We start from the raw sequence: 17774 nt of genomic DNA on the forward strand, positions 1-17774 counted from the left end.
ATGCCGGGAGAATTTGAGGTGCGTCGGTCTGTGGTAGAGCAAAACGAAACAGTTGGGGCATTGCCTGCCTTGCATCGCTCGACCTGGGAAGGTGCCGGCTGGCTCAGCCGTCTGTGGTGGGTGCCGATCCTGGCGCTGGCCTTGGCCCTGCGGTTTTACCACCTCACCTCGGCGGCGATCTGGGGCGACGAAGGCTCAAGCCTGTTACTGAGCGAATACGCCCTGGCCGACCTGTGGTTTCACGCGGCCCATGATGTGCACCCGCCGCTGTATTTCTTGCTGCTGCGCGGTTGGATCGAAGTATTCGGCGATAGCATCGGCTCAATTCGCAGCCTGAGTGCAATCCCCGGCGTGGCCGTCGTGGGCCTGGGCATCTGGCTGACACGGCAACTGTCCACCCGCCGCGCGGCCGTGCTGGCGGGGATCCTGTTGGCGCTGCTGCCGACCGCAGTGCGCTACAGCCAGGAAGTGCGCATGTATTCGCTGCTGGGCGTGTGGCTACTGGGCGCCACGCTGGCCCTGGTGTACTGGGTGAAGCAGCCCGAGCGCGTGCGTTATTTGGCTGTGTATGTGCTGTTAATGAGCGCCGGGTTCTATACCCACTACTTCACCGCGCTGTGCGTGCTGGTGCATTGGGCGTACCTGGGGTTGCAGGCGCCAGCTCAACGCCTGATCACGCGACCTGCCTGGTGGGTCGCCAACGTAGCGATAGTGTTGTTGTATCTGCCCTGGCTGCCCCACCTGCTGGATTTGGTACAGCACGTCGAACAGCTCAAAGTCGGCGGCGACATTGGTTGGGAAGAGCCGGTCAATCTACTGTCGCTGCCGTCGATCATCTGGCAGTTCCTGTTGCAGGATGACGGTCTCGGCCTGTGGCCGCCGCTGTTCTGGCTGTTCCCCCTGCTGCTCGCCGGGGTGGTTGTATCGACGGCCTGGCGCAACCACGCGGCGCGCCTGCCGGCACTGTTTTGCCTGCTGCCGCTGCTGCTGGTCTATGGCGTGTCCTTTATCTCGCCCGTGTTTATCGAGCGCTACCTCACGGTGTATGCGTTAGGCCTGCCGATAGTCCTGGCGCTTGCCATCGACCGTTTGCCGCCCCGTTTGTCCTGGCTGGGCGTGGCGTTGTTCGCACTGTTTGTTGGCGTAGAACTGTTGGGGCTAAAGAACAACTTCGAAGTGGATGAGCACGACCAGTTCAACGTGCCGGTGGAGTTCGTCAATCGCGACTACCAGGAAGGCGACCGCATCGTCCTCAGTGACATGATGTGGTACCTCAGCTACGTGTATTACGACCAGACCGACGCGCAACTGCAGCTCTTCACACCGCCCAAACCCGACGGCACTGCCACTCGCCCGAACGCCTATGGTTTCGGCACACTGGTGGACCAGGACGGTGGCCGCATCTATCTGGACCGCCTCTCAGCACTGCCTGCTCAAACGCGACGGGTATGGTTGATCAGCAGCAACGAAGCCCCGGATGAATTCGCGCCGCTGCCCAACGGCTGGCGCGAACTCAGTCGCCAGGACGGCGGTGGCGCCAGGACGCGGTTGTTCGTGCTATGCAATGCACCGGCGCCGCAACCTGAAGGCTGCCGCTAGACTCACTTGAACCTACTTATGAGGAGCCTTTCATGGAATCGCCACTGCACAGCTTGCCGGCTTTGTTCAAACAGCTTGGCCTGCCGGACGACCCGGTCAGTATTGAGCAATTTGTCGCCTCTCATTCGCCGCTCAAGCCGGAGTTGAAACTGGCGGATGCGTTTTTTTGGAGCGACGCCCAGAAGACATTTTTGCGTGAAGAGATTCTGGAGGATGCGGATTGGGCGGTGGTGGTGGATGAGTTGAATTTGATGTTGCGGGGTGGGCGAGGGGTGTAAAAAAATATCCCAAGAAATGCGAGTATGTAAAAAAAAATGGTGAGCGGTAAAAAAAACTGGGCTTTAATCGCTTAAGTGAATTTTTTCTGGAAAAGCTCGCCCTGCCAACAGTCGGATACGCTCATCTGTGTGAGGCGCTCGATCTAAAGGTTATCGCACCCTCCCTCCCGAAATGATGGACCGCGCCATCCAGTGGGCTTACCTGCACGAAACCCGCGATTCATTTGCCATCGAAAAAGAACAACCCAGCGAAGAAAAATCCCGTCGCTTCGTTCAACTCCTGCGCCAGGCCCACGAAGGCCGTTTGCTCACCGAAGACTACTTGGTCGAGCTGCAAAACAGCACAGTCTCCAACCCCTTCGACAAAGCCGTCGCGTTTCGCCACGAACAGAACCATCTGCACAACGGGCTGCGCGGCGCAGCCGGTGTGAGCTACGTACCGCCAGCCCCCGCGCTTTGCCAGGAATTGATGGAAGAGCTGATGGCCTTCGCCAACCAGCCCGTTCGAGACGTCGATCCTTTGGTTGCGGCCGCGGTCACCGCTTTCGGTTTCGTCTTCCTGCACCCGTTCATGGACGGTAATGGGCGCCTGTCTCGCTTCCTGATTCACCAGACGCTTTGCCACTACGGCGCACTGGAAAATGGTTTGCTGCTACCGGTTTCTGTCGCCATGAAGCATGAAGAACAAGCCTACCTGCAAGCGCTGCAAACCTTTTCCCAGCCAACCCGTGAGTTCTGGAACGTCACCTGGCTGGATGCGGACCACATGGCGTTCGACTTCATCGGCCACCCCTCGATCTATCGCTACTGGGATGCGACCCGCTGCGTCGAATTCACCCTGCAAATGGCCCGCCGAGCCCTGGAAGTGGAACTGCGCGAAGAAACCGAATTCCTCGACCGCTACGACCGCGCGATCAAGGCCGTGAATCAACGCTACGACGTGCGTGGCAGTGATTTGTCGAAGCTGGTGATGATGTGCCTGGATAACGGTGGGAAGCTTTCCAAGCATCGGCGTAAGCAGTTTCAATACAGCGTGGCGGATGAGGTGTTTGGGTTTATTGAGGAGGAGAGCCTGAGGTTGATGGGCGAGTAAGAGGTGATCCCGACACTTCGTGAAAGATGGGAAACGTCTTATTTCTCTAGGTGAAACGGACTATCAGATGCTGCAGACGTTTTTTCTTATCAAAGGGATATCGCCTATTGATGAGTGGGTGCGACTAATCCCGCGTGGAAGACTACGTCGTCTGGGCGGGCAGGCTGAGCAGCAAGCATGAAGCCGACGCTGACCTAATGTGGGAGCGGGCTTGCCCGCGAAGGCGGCGTGTCAGTCACTGAATATTCAACTGAACCACCGCTTTCGCAGGCAAGCCAGCTCCCACATTTTGTTTGTCGCATGGCGAACGCGCATCCCACCACTCATCTGCGAAATTGTTTCAAAACTTGACGGCAAACCCTTTCTCCACCATATTGATAGTTAGCAAACTAACTGTATGCGAACTATCCAGTGCCTCAATCCCTCGAACAACTCCAGATGAGCCTCAGCAGCAGCATGGTGGTGGGCGCCCGTAATTGGCGCAAAATCTGCCAGACCACGCTGGTGAGCTATGGCATCTCCGAAGCCTGCGCCGTGCCGTTGTTGATGATCGGCCGCTTGGGCGACGGGGTACACCAGGTCAAAGTAGCCCAGGCTTCCGGTATGGAAAGCCCATCACTGGTGCGCCTGCTCGACCGGCTGTGCGGTGACGGTTACGTCTGCCGCACCGAAGACATCCACGACCGTCGCGCCAAGGCCCTGAGCCTTACCGAGCGTGGCCGTGAGTTGGTGCAGGCGGTGGAAGCGCAACTGGTGCGCCTGCGCAAAGACGTGTTGGCAGATATCGCCCCTGACGATCTGCAAGCCGCACTGCGCGTACTGCGCGCCTTCGAAGCGGCTGAGGCTGTGTCGTCTTGAACGGATTTTTTACCGGCTTCCCGCCTGCCCGCGATTGGTTCTACGGGGTGCGTACCTTCGCCGCGTCGATGATCGCGCTGTACATCGCCATGCTCATGCAAATGCCGCGTCCGTACTGGGCGATGGCCACGGTGTATATCGTCTCCAGCCCGTTTGTCGGCCCAACCAGTTCCAAAGCCCTGTACCGCGCCATCGGCACCTTGATGGGTGCGGCGGCGGCGGTGCTGTTTGTGCCGATGTTCGTGCAGTCACCCTACATTCTGGTGGTGGTAATTGCGCTGTGGACGGGCACCTTGCTGTTCTTGTCCATGCACCTGCGCACCGCGAATAACTATGCCCTGATGCTGGCCGGCTACACCTTGCCGCTGATTGCCCTGCCGGTGGTGGATAACCCTTTGGCGGTCTGGGATGTGGCGGAGGCGCGTACCGAAGAAATCTTCCTCGGCATTGCGGTCGCGGCGGTGGTGGGCGCGATGTTCTGGCCCCGGCGCCTGATGCCGGTGTTCGATGGCTCGGTGGCCAAGTGGTTCAGCGACGCCCAGGTCTACAGCCAGCGCTTTCTCAGCCGCAAGGTCGACCCCGAAGAAGTCAGCAACCTGCGCGGCGGCATGGTCGCCACTTTCAATACCCTCGAATTGATGATCGGCCAACTGCCCCACGAAGGCGCGCGCCCGCAGACAGTACGCAACACCAAGGAACTGCGCGGGCGCATGATTCACCTGCTGCCAGTGATCGACGCTCTGGATGATGCGGTGTACGCCATCGAGCACCGTGCGCCGGAGTTTCTCGACCAGCTCACGCCGTTATTGGAAGCGGCCAACGCCTGGCTGCAAAGCACTACCGAACAAGCGCCCCTGGAACGCTGGCGCGTATTGCGTGACAAGATCGACGCCGCCCAACCCCAAGGCGAAGCGCTGGATGACCGTCACACCTTGCTGTTCTCCAACGCCCTGTACCGCCTGGGCGAATGGGTCGATTTGTGGCAAGACTGCCGCAGCCTGCAAGCCGCCATCCAATGTGAAAGTCAGGACACCTGGCGCGCCGTTTACCGGCACTGGCGCCTGGGCCGGCTCACGCCGTTCCTCGACCGTGGGCTGATGTTCTACTCGGCGTTTTCCACCGTCACCGCAATCATCGTCGCCTCGGTATTGTGGATTCTGTTGGGCTGGACCGACGGCGGCAGCGCCGTGATCCTTGCCGCTGTGGCGTGCAGCTTTTTCGCCTCGATGGACGACCCTGCACCGCAGATCTATCGGTTCTTTTTCTGGACCGCCATGTCGGTGCTGTTCGCCAGCCTGTATCTGTTTCTGGTGCTGCCCAACCTGCATGATTTCCCCATGCTGGTGCTGGCCTTCGCCGTGCCGTTTATTTGCATCGGTACCCTCACGGTGCAGCCACGGTTTTACCTGGGCATGTTGCTGACGCTGGTGAACACCTCATCGTTCATCAGCATCCAGGGCGCTTATGACGCGGACTTTCTCAACTTCGCCAACGTCAACCTGGCCGGGCCCGTGGGTCTGCTGTTCGCGTTCGTTTGGACCTTGATCGCCCGACCCTTCGGCGCCGAACTGGCGGCCAAGCGCCTCACCCGTTTCAGCTGGCGCGACATCGTCAGCCTCACCGAGCCCGCCACCCTGGCCGAGCACCGGCACATGGCCGTACAAATGCTCGACCGCCTGATGCAACACCTGCCGCGCCTGGCGCTCACCGGCCAGGACACTGGCATCGCCCTGCGCGACTTGCGCGTGGCTTTGAACCTGCTCGATCTGCTGGCCTACTCGCCGCGCATCCTCGGTGTGCCACGGGTGTTGCTCAACCAGGTGGTGGAAGGCGTGGGCGGTTACTTCAAGGCCTGCCTGAAGGCGGGTGAACGCTTGCCCGCGCCCAGCGGTCTGCTGATGACCCTGGACCGCACGCGTCGCGCCCTCAACGGCCAGGGCCTGCAAGACGAAGACGACACCCGCCTGCACCTGCTGCACGCCTTGGCCGGCCTGCGCCTGGCGCTGTTGCCCGGGGTGGAGTTCATTGGCGGTACAGAGATGCAAGCGCCGTTACCTGATGGAGCGCCTTTATGATCGGTGACCTGGATATCAGCGGGGTATTCCTGCCCACGCTGCTGGTGCTGATGGGCATTACTTATGTGTTGTTTCTGGTGGTGCACGGGCTGTTGACGCGCATGCACTTCTATCGCCTGGTCTGGCACCGGGCATTGTTCAATGTGGGGCTCTACGCGCTGTTGCTGGGCGCGGTGGACTCACTCAGTCGATATTTGATGACATGAAAAAACCTTTTTTGACTATCGGCCGTGTCGTCCTGACGTTGTTGATCGTGAGTTTCGCGGTCGTCGTTGTGTGGCGCATGGTCATGTACTACATGTTTGCGCCCTGGACCCGTGACGGCCACATCCGTGCCGACATCGTGCAGATCGCCCCGGACGTGTCCGGGCTGATCCAGCGCGTGGACGTGCGCGACAACCAGTTGGTGACCAAGGGCCAGGTGCTCTTCGCCGTCGACCAGGACCGCTTCAAGCTGGCCCTGCGCCAAGCCCAGGCCGCCGTGGCCGACCGCCAGGAAACCCTGGCCCAGGCCCAGCGCGAGTACAAGCGTAACCGGGGCCTTGGCAACCTGGTGCCCAGCGAGCAACTGGAAGAGAGCCAGTCCCGCGTCGCCCGTGCCCAATCGGCCCTGGCCGAAGCCCAGGTGACAGTCGACTCCGCCCAACTCAACCTCGACCGCTCGGTGATTCGCAGCCCCGTGGACGGCTACGTCAACGACCGCGCACCGCGTACCCAGGAGTTCGTCACCGCCGGGCGCCCGGTGCTATCGGTGGTGGACAGCAATTCCTTCCACATCGACGGCTATTTCGAAGAGACCAAGCTCGACGGCATTCACGTAGGCATGGGTGTGGATATCCGTGTGATCGGCGACAACGCGCGCCTGCATGGCCACGTGCAGAGTATCGTCGCCGGTATCGAAGACCGCGACCGCAGCAGCGGCTCCAATCTGTTGCCCAACGTTAACCCGGCGTTCAGTTGGGTGCGCCTGGCCCAGCGGATCCCCGTGCGCATTGCCTTCGATGACGTGCCGGCGGACTTTCGCATGATCGCCGGGCGCACGGCGACGGTGTCGATCATTGACGACAAAGTTAAAGACGGGGGCAAACCATGAAGCGGCTTCTGGCAACCGCTTCCCTGGGGTTGTTGCTGTCGGCCTGCCAAGTAGTAGGCCCGGATTACAAACTGCCGGAGCAGGCTGCGGTCAACCGTGGCGACCTCCAAGGGCCGATCATGGGCGAAGGCAAAAATGTAGTCTCGGCGCCAGTGCCAGCGGATTGGTGGAAGCTGTACAAAGACCCGCGCCTGGACGAACTGGTGCGCCAGGCCATGGCCTCCAACACCGACCTGCGCGTGGCCGCCGCCAATCTGCAGCGCTCGCGTTACCAGGTGCAGCAGGCCGAATCCGCTGGCGGCTGGAGTGCCGGCGTCAAGGCCGAGGCCCAGCGTTTGCAGGAGTCTGGAGAGGCCTTCTTGCTGCCGGACAAAGTCCCGGTGGGCAATATCGGTAGCGTCGGGATTACCACGTCCTATCAATTCGACCTGTTCGGCACCTTGCAGCGTGGCATCGAAAGCGCCCAGGCCAGCGCCGACGCCACCCAGGCTGCGGCGGATATCGCCCGCATCACCCTGGTGGCCGATGTGGTGCGCTCCTATACCCAGGTGTGCGCGGCCAACGAAGAGCTGGCGATTGCCAACGAGTCCCTCGACCTGCAAGCCCAGAGCACCAAACTGACCCAGCGCCTGCGGGATGCCGGGCGAGGCGACGAAACCCAGGTGACTCGCTCGCAAACCCAATACAAATCCCTGCGCGCCGACATACCGCGCTATGAAGCCTCGCGTCAGGCCGCGCTGTTTCGGCTGTCGATGTTGCTGGCCAAACCGGTCGACCAACTGCCAGCCGGCACGGGCACCTGCGCTGAGCTGCCGCATATTGCTCAATTGCTGCCGGTAGGCGATGGCGCCACGCTGCTCAAGCGCCGCCCTGATGTGCGCCAGGCCGAACGCCAGCTGGCCGCCGCCACCGCACGCATCGGTGTGGCGACCGGCGCGTTGTACCCGGACATCAGCATCGGCGCCACGGTCGGCACCGTCGGCTTGCTGGAAAACCTTGGCACGCCTGCCACTAATCGCTGGGGCTTTGGCCCAATGATCAGCTGGACTGTACCGACCAACGGCGCCCGCGCCCGCGTGCATGAAGCCGAAGCCGCGACCCAGGGAGCCCTGGCCCACTTCGACGGCGTGGTGCTCAACGCCATCCGCGAAACCCAGACCGGCCTGGCCCAATACACCGCCGTGTTGCAACGCCGCGACGCCCTGGCCGGCGCCGAACAGTCGGCCCGAGAAGCGGCGGGCCAGACCCACCGCTTCTTCCAGGCCGGCCGCGAATCCTTCCTGGCCGACCTCCAAGCCACGCGCACCTACACCGATATGCGTGCGCAATTGGCGGCGGCCAACACCCAGGTTGCCATGAGCCAGATCGACCTGTTCCTGGCCCTGGGCGGCGGTTGGGAAAGCGGACGAACGCAAGGGCAAAAACCCGGCAAACCGTGAGGTGATTGCTATGCTTTCTTGGGTGAGGCCCGCTGGCGCCTCACCCGACAAAGCTCGCGTTTGCTCATGGGGATTCCAAGAATGAAAAACCCTTATGCTCCCGCTTTCTGGTGCGTGCTCTTCGCACTGGTTTTGTTATCGGCCGCGTATTTTTACGGCGTCATGCTCGCCCATCAACTCGACAAGGCGATGGTGTTCCTCGACAGCGCCTGCCTGGTGATCGGCACCTTGTCCATTGGCGTGGTGGCCTGGGCGTCGTATCAAAACCAGCGGGTGAAGAAAAAACTCCTCGAGCAGGGCAAGACCCGCGTGGCGATCTGGGACACCAAGGTCGCCCTGCGCCGCGTCGAAACCGTGTTCGACCGCTATTTCTGGGGCAGCTACTGGCAGCCGGGGCGCACGTTCCAGGAAGTCATGGGCGACCTCACCGGCACGCCGCTGGAAAAAAGCCTCGAAGTCCTGAAAAAACAATGCGTGCTGCTGGACCGACAGGTTGCCGACGGTAGGCATTGGCTGGATAACGCGCGGGAATTGTCCGACGTGGCCACGCAAATGGCCCGCGAGCGCTACCAGCTGGATTTTTGCGACCCCAAGGCCGACACCCCCCGGCAACGCCGTGATACACCGCGAGTTCGAGGTGTTGGTGTACACCTGGACCGCGCGCTTGAAGAGTTTTGATCACCAACTGGATGAAGTCGAACAAGAGTACTCCTGAACTCCTGCTGAACTGATCCCTCTGAAAGGCTGGGCCGTTTACGCCCGCCAGTGCTAATCTTCCCCCGTTTTCGGCGGGCTTGAGCCAATCCCCTCAGGGGTTCAAGGAAGACAGCCCACTTCTCACAGGATTTGATCAGGTCACTTCATGAATAAGCCAGCCGTTGTTTTCTTGGGTTTTGTTGTCGCCGTCGGCGCCGTCAGTGCGGGCGGTGCCTGGTACACCGGTAAACAACTGGAGCCGGTCCTGCAAACCGCTATCCAGAGCGCCAATAAAGAACTGCAGACCTCCATGGCCGGCGTCGATGGCAGCGTGACCCTGGAGCTGGTGTCCCTGGACCGTGGCGTGTTCAGCAGCACCGCGCACTATCGCCTCAAGGGCCAAGGCAGTGTGTTCGGCGAAGACAACCCGAACCCCGAATTGCTGTTCGTCGACCATATCGAACACGGCCCGCTGCCGTTCTCGCGCCTGGTGACCCTCAAGTGGTTGCCGGTCATGGCCACCAGTCACTACGAACTGGAAAAGAACCCCACCACCGAAAAATGGTTCGCCGCCAGCAAAGACGTGTCGCCGCTCAAAGGCGTGGCGAATATCGGCTACAGCCGTTCGGTCAGCGGCAACATCGAATTGCTGCCGCTGGAATTCAAGGATGACACCTCCTCGGTGAGCTTCTCCGGCGCCAACCTGGAATTCGACAGCAGCGCCGAAGGCCAGAAGGTCAAGGCTGATGGCTTCATGAACAGCCTCAAGGTCGCGGCGATCGATGCCAATGGCGCACCGTTCGAAGCGGAACTGGCTGGCCTGACCGTCGCCAGCAACCTGGAAAAGTCCACCTTTGGCTTCTACACCGGCCAGAACACTGTGGAGCTGACCGACACCAAGGTCACCTTCGGCCCGCAGAAAGCCGTGCTGACCCTCAAGGGCTTCGAGCAGAAAGATTCCACCCAAGCCAAGGACAACAACCTGGCCGGTCGCGTCGACTACAAAATCGACGAGATCGGTTACCAGGGCAAGCCGGTCGGCTCGGCGGCCATGGCTGTGAGCATGAAGAACGTCGACATCCCGGCGATGCTGGTGCTGACCAAGCTCTACCAGGACAAAATGCAACCGGTGCAAGCCGCTGCCGCTGCCGGCCAACCGGTACCGGAACTGCAATTGACCGAAGCCGAGCAGGCCCTGGCCGAAGCCAACGTCAACCAGGTATTGGCTGCCAAGCCGCAACTGGCGGTGGAAAACCTGTCGCTGAAAACCACCCACGGCGAAAGCAAGTTCAACCTGGTGGTCGACCTGGCCAAGCCAGCGTCCATGGAGCTGCCGCCGGTTGAGCTGGGCAAGCAGATGATTGCGCTGCTCGATGCCAACCTGACCCTGTCCAAGCCGATGATCAGCGACGTGGCCGCCCTGCAAGCCCAGGTCGGCGGCGTGACTGACCCCAAAGCCATCGAGCAGCAATCGCAGATGGCGGCCGAGATGGTCAGCGGCATGGCCGTCGGCACCCAAATGGCAACCCTGGTGGGCACCGATGTGGTTTCCAAGCTGCACTACGCCAATAACGAAGTGACTTTCAACGGCCAGAAAATGACCGTTGAGCAGTTCCTCAGCTTTGTGATGTCCAAGGCCGGTGCGGTCAGCGGCGCCCAGTAAGCGCTGAAAATGCAGTAAAAAATGTGGGAGCTGGCTTGTATGGGAGCTGGCTTGCCTGCGATAGCATCGCCCCGGTCTGGCTGAACGACCGCGGTGCCTGCATCGCGGGCAAGCCCGGCTCCCACACAAACCCGGCTCCCACATTCGTTTTGTGTGAGGGCAAAAAATCGCGCTCGCACAATTCTGAACAATTGTTCTGAATTGCACTTCCCCCTACTTCGCTAAGAGATAGTTCCTACAGGAAAGCTAGGTCGGGTCCCGAGACGCCGACACCCTGATGCGTTTCGCTCAGGATCACCTATCGTTAAGGCTTTCCGTGTGTAAGGAAGCTCACGATATGCTGCGAAACCATCCCTACAGTGCCTCAGGCCGGTTGCGTCTGCTTATCGGGGCCGCCCTGTGCAGCCAGTTGCTGGTTCCAGGCCTTGCGTTTGCCGACCCAGCCTACGACGCCCTTATCATCCAGGCCCGCAACGGCCACTTCACGCCGGCGCTGACCCAACTGCGCCAACTCTCCGCCGAACGCCAGACCCCAGGCCAGGTCAGCGACCACCTGGTGATCGCCGGCTGGGCCGGGCAAGACGCAGAAGTGCTTAAGGTGTACGAGGCGCAAGGCAAGCATCGCAACCTCACCACCCAGGCACTCGCCACGGTGGCGCGCACTTATCGCAATCAAAAGCAGTGGGCTCAGGCCGAAGCGGTCTATCGCCAGGCGTTGCTGCGTGAACCCCATAACGTCGACCTGCAACTGGGCCAGGCCCTCACCCAGGCCGATGGCGGCAAAGCCAACGAGGCGGTGCAACGCCTGCGCACGCTGGTGGCGGCCCAACCCAATGACCCCAACCGCCGCATGGCCCTGGGGTATGCGCTGACACGTGCCGGTTTGAACTACGACGCGCTATTCGAATTCGACCAAGCCTTTATCCGCGCCGGTGACAAGCCCGAAGTGGCCCGTGAATACATCGTTGCCCTGCAAAAGGCTCGGCTGCCGGAGCCAGCACTGCGCCTCTCGGCCAAGCGCCCGGGGTTGGTGGACGCCGTCACCCAGCGCCGCCTCGAAGGCGACCTTGCCGCCGAGCGTGTGCGCATGGCCGAGTTCGCCACGCGTACAGAAAAAGAACGCTACGTCATCGCAGACCGTGCCCTGCAGGACTACGACAAACTGATCAGCCGCTGGGCTCCCGACGCCACAGCCAAGGACGATGTCATCCGCTGGCGCATCGACCGCCTGGGTGCGCTCAAGGCGCGAGCGCGGCATGCCGAGGTGATCCGCGATTACCAAACCCTCACTAGCGAAGGCGTGCAACTGCCCACCTACGCCTTGCGTTGGGTCGCCGGCTCTTACCTGGAACAGCGCCAGCCGGAAAAGGCCGAGCCGTTGTACCGCCAGGTACTCACCGCCCCTGACACAGACGCCAGCTATCGGGTCGATGACAGCACGGCGCTGTTCTACGCCTTGTTGGAAAGCGACAAGGTCGAAGAGGCCCGCCAGGTCGCCAACAACCTGGCCAAGGAGCAAAACCCCCGCGTTGAGCTCAAGGGCTTGCCCATTGGTAACCCCAATGACAACTGGATGGACGCCCAACAATTATCCGCCCAGGCCGGTACCTATGGCGGTGACCTGCCCGGTAGCGAGGCCAGCCTGGAAGCGCTGGTGGCCAAGGCACCGGGCAACGTGGGTCTGCGCCTGGCCCAGGCCGACATGTACCGCGCCCGCGACTGGCCGCGCCGCGCCGAAGGCACGCTCAAGGAAACCGAAACCCAGGCCCCCCGCGACATCGGCCTGGAAGTCTCCCAAGCCTATACCGCCATGGACTTGCAAGAATGGCGGCAGATGGACGCGCTCACCGACGACGTGCTCGCCCGCAACCCGGACAACCGTCAGGTGCAGCGCCTGAGCCGCCTGCGCGATGTGCACGACATGGCCGAGCTGCGTGTCGAAGCCTACACCGGCAAAAGCTACGGTGGCGGCAATAACAACGACGCCGGTGCCGTCTCCGGCAGCCGAGACTGGGGCATTGAAAGCGTGATCTACACGCCGCCCATCGACGAAGACTGGCGCCTGTTCGCTGGTGCCGGCTATGCCACCGCCGACTTCCAGGAAGGCACTGGCCAACATCGCTGGCAGCGCGTGGGCGTGGAGCGTCGCACCCGTGACATGACCATCGAAGCCGAAGTGTCCAACCATTCCTATGGCGACGGTTCCAAGCAAGGCGCCAGCGTGTCGATTGCCCGCGACATCAACGACCACTGGCAATACGGCGGCAGCCTCGGCTATTTGCTCAGCACCACGCCGTTGCGGGCCCTGAATGACGGCGTCACAGCCAACGGCGGCAGCGGTTTTATCCGCTGGCGCGCCAACGAAAGCCGCGAGTGGAAACTGACCCTCAGCCCGTCCCATTTCAGCGACGGCAACGATCGCTTCGAAGCCTTGCTCACCGGCCGCGAAGGCCTATACAGCTCGCCCCATGTGCAAGTGGACCTGGGCCTGGAAGTGGGCGCCAGCCGCAACAGCAAGGAAGACACCGTGTACTTCAACCCGAAGTCGGACTTCACGGTGTTGCCCATGATCAACGTCAATCACGTGCTCTATCACCGCTACGAAACCCAGTGGAGTCAGCAGTTCCAAATCGGCGCGGGTACCTACAGCCAGCGTGACTACTCCACCGGCGGTATCGGCCTGATTGGCTACGGCCAACGCTATCGCTGGAACGACGTACTGGAAATGGGCGCCAACCTCAGCCTGATCAGCCGACCTTATGACGGTGATCGCGAACGCGATCTGCGCCTGCTCGTCGACCTCACTTACCGTTTCTAAAAGAGCCTGACCATGACCGTCCTCAGCCGTTGCTTGTTGGTCCTGGGTGTAATGCTGGCCGCCGCCTGCGCCCAACAACCCGCGCCCTACACTCCACCCGCCGAACGGCCGATAGCGCCCAACGAAGCGCCGTGGCCGAAGAACCACTTCCTGGGCATTGCCTATCACGACGTAGAGGATCGCGACCCCGATCAAGCCGTGGTGGCGGTGCGCACCGAGCGTTTGATCGAGCAGCTGGCGTGGCTGCGGGAGAATGGCTACCAGGCGGTCAGCGTCGATCAGATCCTGGCGGCCCGGCGCGGCGGCCCGGCATTGCCACCCAAGGCGGTGATGCTCAGCTTCGATGACGGTTATTCCAGCTTCTACACCCGCGTGATGCCGATTCTGCGTGCTTATCACTGGCCGGCTCTGTTGGCCCCGGTGGGCTCCTGGATCGACACGCCGTTGAACCAACCGGTGGATTTTGCCGGTACACCACGGCCACGCGGGGAATTCCTGACGTGGCAGCAGATTCGTGAAGTGTCCCAGTCTGGCCTGGTGGAAATCGCCGCCCACACCGACGCCAATCACAAGGGCATTCTGGCCAACCCCCAGGGCAACCTGGAACCGGCCGCCACCACGCGAAGTTTTGACCCCAAAACCAACGGCTATGAAAGCGAAGCGCAGTTCCAGGCGCGTATGCGGGCTGACGTTGCCGCGATTTCGAACAAAATCCGAACCGTCACCGGCAAGGCGCCGCGTGTATGGGTGTGGCCGTATGGGGCGGCCGATGGCACCTCGCTGGCGGTGGTCGGCGAGCACGGCTATGAGATGGCGCTGACCCTGGAAGACGGGCTCGACGACCTCGGCAACCTGATGAACAGCCCGCGCTTTCTGGTGGCCTCCGACCCGGACGGTGAACACTTTGCCAACAGCATGGTGGCCGTGCAGACCAAAGCGCCGATGCGCGTGCTGCACGTAGACCTGGACAACGTGTACGACCCCGACCCGGCCCAACAGGCGCGCAACCTCGACGTGCTGGTTCAGCGCGTGGTGGACATGGGCGCCGGCACCGTCTTCCTGCAAGCCTTTGCCGACCCCAAGGGCGACGGCCTGGTGCATTCGCTGTACTTCCCCAACCGCCATCTGCCGATGCGTGCCGACCTGTTCAACCGGGTTGCCTGGCAATTGCACACCCGCGCCCATGCCAGTGTGTACGCCTGGATGCCGGTGCTGAGTTTTGCCCTCGACCCCAAGCTGCCGCGTGTCACCCGCTGGGACCCGAAAACCGGCCAGGTCGGCCCCGACCCGGATCAATACAAACGCCTGTCGCCATTTGATCCCAAGGTGCGGCAGGTCATCGGTGAGATCTACCAAGACCTGGCGCGTGTAGGGCCGATTGACGGCATCCTCTACCACGATGATGCGGTGTTCAACGACTTCGAAGACGCCAGCCCCGCAGCGCTCAAGGCCTACGCGGCCCAAGGTTTGCCGGACAGCATCGCGGCCCTGCGTGCCGACCCTGCCGTGATGCAGCGCTGGACCCGTTTCAAAAGCCGTTACCTGATCGACTTCACCCATGAGCTGACCGCCAAGGTCCGCGCCATCCGTGGCCCGCAGGTGCTGACGGCGCGCAATATCTTCGCCGAGCCCATGCTCAACCCTGGCAGCGAAACCTGGTTCGCGCAGAACCTCGATGACTTCCTCCAGGCCTACGACTGGACCGCGCCGATGGCCATGCCGTTGATGGAAGGCCAGGAAGTGAAAACCTCCAACGCCTGGCTGGAAAAACTCATCGCCACGGTCAAGACGCGTCCCGGCGCGATGCAAAAAACCATCTTCGAATTGCAAGCCAAAGACTGGCGCACCCAAGCCGCACCGGATATCAGCGCTGAGCAATTGGCAGAGTGGATGGGTGTACTCAAACGCCAGGGCGTCACCAGTTTCGGCTACTACCCGGACAACTTCCTGGAAAACTCCCCGGACTTGAAGACCATCCGTCCGGCCCTCTCCAACCAATGGAACCCTTGATCATGGTTGACAGAATCCTGGCTCTATTCGTGTTGGCACTGGTACTGGGCTTGCCCCTGGGCCTGATATTCCTGGTGACCGGGCAGTTCCTGATGGACTTCGTGTTCTTCTACCCGCTGTTCATGTCGGCGCTGTGGATCGCCGGTGGCCTGTATTTCTGGCTGCACTGGGAACGCCACTGGCCGTGGGAAGAAGACACGCCGGCGCCGACCCTGGCCGGCGAGCCGCTGATCTCGATCATCATCCCTTGCTACAACGAGGGCGATAACGTCGCCGACACCATTGATGCGGCCCTCGGCCAGGTGTACCCGAACATCGAAGTGATCGCGGTCAACGATGGCTCCAGCGACAACACCGCCGCAGTACTCGATGCCCTTGCGTTGCAACACCCGCGCCTGCGCGTGCTGCACCTAGCGCAGAACCAGGGCAAAGCCGTGGCCCTGCGCATGGGCGCCGTGGCCGCCCGCAGCGAATACCTGGTGTGCATCGACGGCGATGCCTTGCTCGACAAAAACGCGGCCGCCTACATGGTCGCGCCGATGCTCGACAACCCGCGCCTGGGCGCCGTCACCGGCAACCCGCGCATTCGTACCCGCTCGACCCTGATCGGCCGAGTGCAGGTGGGCGAGTTCTCCTCGATCATCGGTTTGATCAAGCGTACCCAGCGGGTATTCGGCCGGATCTTCACGGTCTCTGGTGTGGTGGTGGCGTTCCGCAAGAAAGCCCTGGACCGCATCGACTACTGGAGCACCGACATGATCACCGAGGACATCGATGTCAGTTGGAAGCTGCAACTCGATCACTGGGCGATCTTCTACGAGCCGCGCGCGCTGTGCTGGATCCTCATGCCCGAAACCGTCGGCGGCCTGTGGAAACAACGCCTGCGCTGGGCCCAGGGCGGCGCCGAAGTGCTGTTCAAGAACATCCGTGGCATCTGGCAATGGCGCCACCGCTACCTGTGGCCGCTGCTGTTCGAGTACTGCCTGTCCACCGGTTGGGCCTTCACCTTCCTGCTGTCGGTGATCTTCTGGGCCGTGGGTAAATTCGTCACGCTACCGGCGGCGATCACCGTGAGCTCTTTGGTGCCGCCCGCGTTCACCGGCCTGGTGCTGGCGATGGTGTGCCTGCTGCAGTTTGCGGTGAGCATCCTGATCGACCGGCGCTACGAAAAAGACCTGTGGAAAACCCTGTTCTGGACCGTGTGGTACCCGATGGTGTTCTGGCTGGTCAGCCTGCTCACCACGCTGGTCAGCTTTCCCAAGGTGTTGTTCAACCAGCATCAGAAACGCGCACGCTGGGTCAGCCCGGACCGCGGTATCAAACCTGCACAAGAGGAGGCGTGATCATGAAACTGGTCAGAACTCGCCAAAACACACTGATGTGGATCGTCGATGTGCTGCTGACCCTGCTGGCCTGGGGTGGGTTGATCTGGTTGCTGGCGCGAGGCATCAGCGCCATGCTTGAAACCCACGGTGGCCCACGCATCGAGGCGCCGATCTTTGCGGCGCTCAACACTTTGCAGGTCTACCTGTGGATCGCGCTGTTCAATGCGGTGATCCTGATCAGCTGGGCACGTTATCAGCAGCATCGCGGGCGCAAATTCGCCCAGCGCCGCGCCGAAGCCAACGCCCTGAGCGACAAGCACCTGAGTGAAAGTTTCAACCTGGGCGAGGGCGACCTGGAACAACTGCGCCGCCCCGGCGTGCTGGTGATTCACAACGATGAAGAAGGCGGCGTCGAAGAAGTGAAATCCCATGTCTCCCGCGACGTCGAACGCCCCGGCCTGACCCTGGTACCCGACAAAGACAAGGGCATTGGCTAGACCTAAGCGAACGCAATGCCCAAAGCAATGAAGACCCAATGTGGGAGCTGGCTCGCCTGCGAAAGCGATAGTGCAGTAACAGTTGCAGTGACTGACACACCGCCTTCGCGGGCAAGCCCGCTCCCACAGGTAGTATTTCCACCCATGGGTTGCAGTGGTTCACTCCTCTTGTTGGAATTCCGATAAATGGGATCCAATTCACAAAACCCCCGCGAACTTTTCCCCCTTCTCCGGTACTAACCTAACTCGACGAACACCTGATGGCTAAATAATGGCAGTCGGAAAGTCATTCGTCGAATCGCCATCAAAACAGTTGCCGCTTGTCGGAAT

12 protein-coding genes and 2 pseudogenes are annotated in these 17774 nt (G+C 61.5%); all 14 read left to right on the forward strand.

Annotation, left to right across the window (positions count from 1 at the left end; all coding sequences use genetic code 11):
- Positions 1 to 18 precede the first annotated feature (18 nt).
- The 14 genes and pseudogenes from AB9N64_RS18415 (at position 19) to pgaD (ending at position 17444) form a co-directional block, all read left to right on the forward strand.
- A complete protein-coding gene (locus AB9N64_RS18415) occupies positions 19 to 1599 on the forward strand; it encodes a glycosyltransferase family 39 protein (RefSeq protein ID WP_371360392.1) in 1581 nt (526 codons plus the stop codon).
- Between the two features lie 32 nt (positions 1600 to 1631).
- On the forward strand, positions 1632 to 1877 hold the full coding sequence (locus tag AB9N64_RS18420; RefSeq protein WP_014716383.1) for a DUF2789 domain-containing protein: 246 nt from the start codon (positions 1632 to 1634) through the stop codon (positions 1875 to 1877).
- A gap of 157 nt (positions 1878 to 2034) precedes the next feature.
- Positions 2035 to 2970 (forward strand): annotated as a pseudogene (locus AB9N64_RS18425) (Fic family protein); the annotation flags it as partial.
- A gap of 438 nt (positions 2971 to 3408) precedes the next feature.
- Positions 3409 to 3828, forward strand: a complete 420-nt coding sequence (locus tag AB9N64_RS18430; protein ID WP_003187465.1) for a MarR family winged helix-turn-helix transcriptional regulator — start codon at positions 3409 to 3411, stop codon at positions 3826 to 3828.
- Positions 3825 to 5903 (forward strand): FUSC family protein, encoded by a 2079-nt coding sequence (locus AB9N64_RS18435; protein WP_014716385.1) that lies wholly within the window; start codon positions 3825 to 3827, stop codon positions 5901 to 5903. Before AB9N64_RS18430 ends, AB9N64_RS18435 begins: the two co-directional genes overlap by 4 nt.
- Positions 5900 to 6109, forward strand: coding sequence for a DUF1656 domain-containing protein (locus tag AB9N64_RS18440; RefSeq protein ID WP_003187469.1), 210 nt, complete (start codon positions 5900 to 5902; stop codon positions 6107 to 6109). The genes AB9N64_RS18435 and AB9N64_RS18440 overlap by 4 nt, the downstream gene beginning before the upstream one ends.
- The gene (locus tag AB9N64_RS18445; RefSeq protein WP_014716386.1) at positions 6106 to 6996 is read left to right on the forward strand and encodes an efflux RND transporter periplasmic adaptor subunit; all 891 of its coding nucleotides are present in this window, start codon (positions 6106 to 6108) and stop codon (positions 6994 to 6996) included. The genes AB9N64_RS18440 and AB9N64_RS18445 overlap by 4 nt, the downstream gene beginning before the upstream one ends.
- Positions 6993 to 8435: an efflux transporter outer membrane subunit gene (locus tag AB9N64_RS18450; protein ID WP_038448403.1), complete on the forward strand. Its 1443-nt coding sequence runs from the start codon at positions 6993 to 6995 to the stop codon at positions 8433 to 8435. Before AB9N64_RS18445 ends, AB9N64_RS18450 begins: the two co-directional genes overlap by 4 nt.
- 81 nt (positions 8436 to 8516) lie before the next feature.
- Positions 8517 to 9150 (forward strand): annotated as a pseudogene (locus AB9N64_RS18455) (NADH:ubiquinone oxidoreductase subunit N).
- Between the two features lie 147 nt (positions 9151 to 9297).
- Entirely contained in the window at positions 9298 to 10794 is a 1497-nt protein-coding gene (locus AB9N64_RS18460; RefSeq protein WP_371359592.1) for a YdgA family protein, read from the forward strand.
- Positions 10795 to 11131: 337 nt separating this feature from the next.
- Complete coding sequence (gene pgaA / locus AB9N64_RS18465) at positions 11132 to 13612, forward strand: poly-beta-1,6 N-acetyl-D-glucosamine export porin PgaA (RefSeq protein WP_019819552.1); 2481 nt, start codon at positions 11132 to 11134, stop codon at positions 13610 to 13612.
- A 12-nt stretch (positions 13613 to 13624) separates the two neighbouring features.
- A complete protein-coding gene (pgaB, locus tag AB9N64_RS18470; RefSeq protein WP_014716390.1) occupies positions 13625 to 15622 on the forward strand; it encodes a poly-beta-1,6-N-acetyl-D-glucosamine N-deacetylase PgaB in 1998 nt (665 codons plus the stop codon).
- Positions 15623 to 15624: 2 nt separating this feature from the next.
- The gene (gene pgaC, locus AB9N64_RS18475; RefSeq protein ID WP_014716391.1) at positions 15625 to 16965 is read left to right on the forward strand and encodes a poly-beta-1,6-N-acetyl-D-glucosamine synthase; all 1341 of its coding nucleotides are present in this window, start codon (positions 15625 to 15627) and stop codon (positions 16963 to 16965) included.
- Positions 16966 to 16967: 2 nt separating this feature from the next.
- Positions 16968 to 17444, forward strand: coding sequence for a poly-beta-1,6-N-acetyl-D-glucosamine biosynthesis protein PgaD (gene pgaD / locus AB9N64_RS18480; protein WP_198833842.1), 477 nt, complete (start codon positions 16968 to 16970; stop codon positions 17442 to 17444).
- The last annotated feature ends 330 nt before the right edge of the window (positions 17445 to 17774 follow it).

The sequence above is a fragment of the Pseudomonas sp. KT_2_4 genome (assembly GCF_041410225.1).
Taxonomy (GTDB): domain Bacteria; phylum Pseudomonadota; class Gammaproteobacteria; order Pseudomonadales; family Pseudomonadaceae; genus Aquipseudomonas; species Aquipseudomonas paracarnis.

Excerpts from the sequence above, each read along its gene's own strand:
- AB9N64_RS18420 (WP_014716383.1), top strand. The coding sequence starts at position 1,632 with ATGGAATCGCCACTGCACAGCTTGCCGGCTTTGTTCAAACAGCTTGGC.
- AB9N64_RS18430 (WP_003187465.1), top strand. The coding sequence starts at position 3,409 with ATGAGCCTCAGCAGCAGCATGGTGGTGGGCGCCCGTAATTGGCGCAAA.
- AB9N64_RS18440 (WP_003187469.1), top strand. The coding sequence starts at position 5,900 with ATGATCGGTGACCTGGATATCAGCGGGGTATTCCTGCCCACGCTGCTG.
- AB9N64_RS18445 (WP_014716386.1), top strand. The coding sequence starts at position 6,106 with ATGAAAAAACCTTTTTTGACTATCGGCCGTGTCGTCCTGACGTTGTTG.
- AB9N64_RS18450 (WP_038448403.1), top strand. The coding sequence starts at position 6,993 with ATGAAGCGGCTTCTGGCAACCGCTTCCCTGGGGTTGTTGCTGTCGGCC.
- AB9N64_RS18460 (WP_371359592.1), top strand. The coding sequence starts at position 9,298 with ATGAATAAGCCAGCCGTTGTTTTCTTGGGTTTTGTTGTCGCCGTCGGC.
- pgaA (WP_019819552.1), top strand. The coding sequence starts at position 11,132 with ATGCTGCGAAACCATCCCTACAGTGCCTCAGGCCGGTTGCGTCTGCTT.
- pgaB (WP_014716390.1), top strand. The coding sequence starts at position 13,625 with ATGACCGTCCTCAGCCGTTGCTTGTTGGTCCTGGGTGTAATGCTGGCC.
- pgaC (WP_014716391.1), top strand. The coding sequence starts at position 15,625 with ATGGTTGACAGAATCCTGGCTCTATTCGTGTTGGCACTGGTACTGGGC.
- pgaD (WP_198833842.1), top strand. The coding sequence starts at position 16,968 with ATGAAACTGGTCAGAACTCGCCAAAACACACTGATGTGGATCGTCGAT.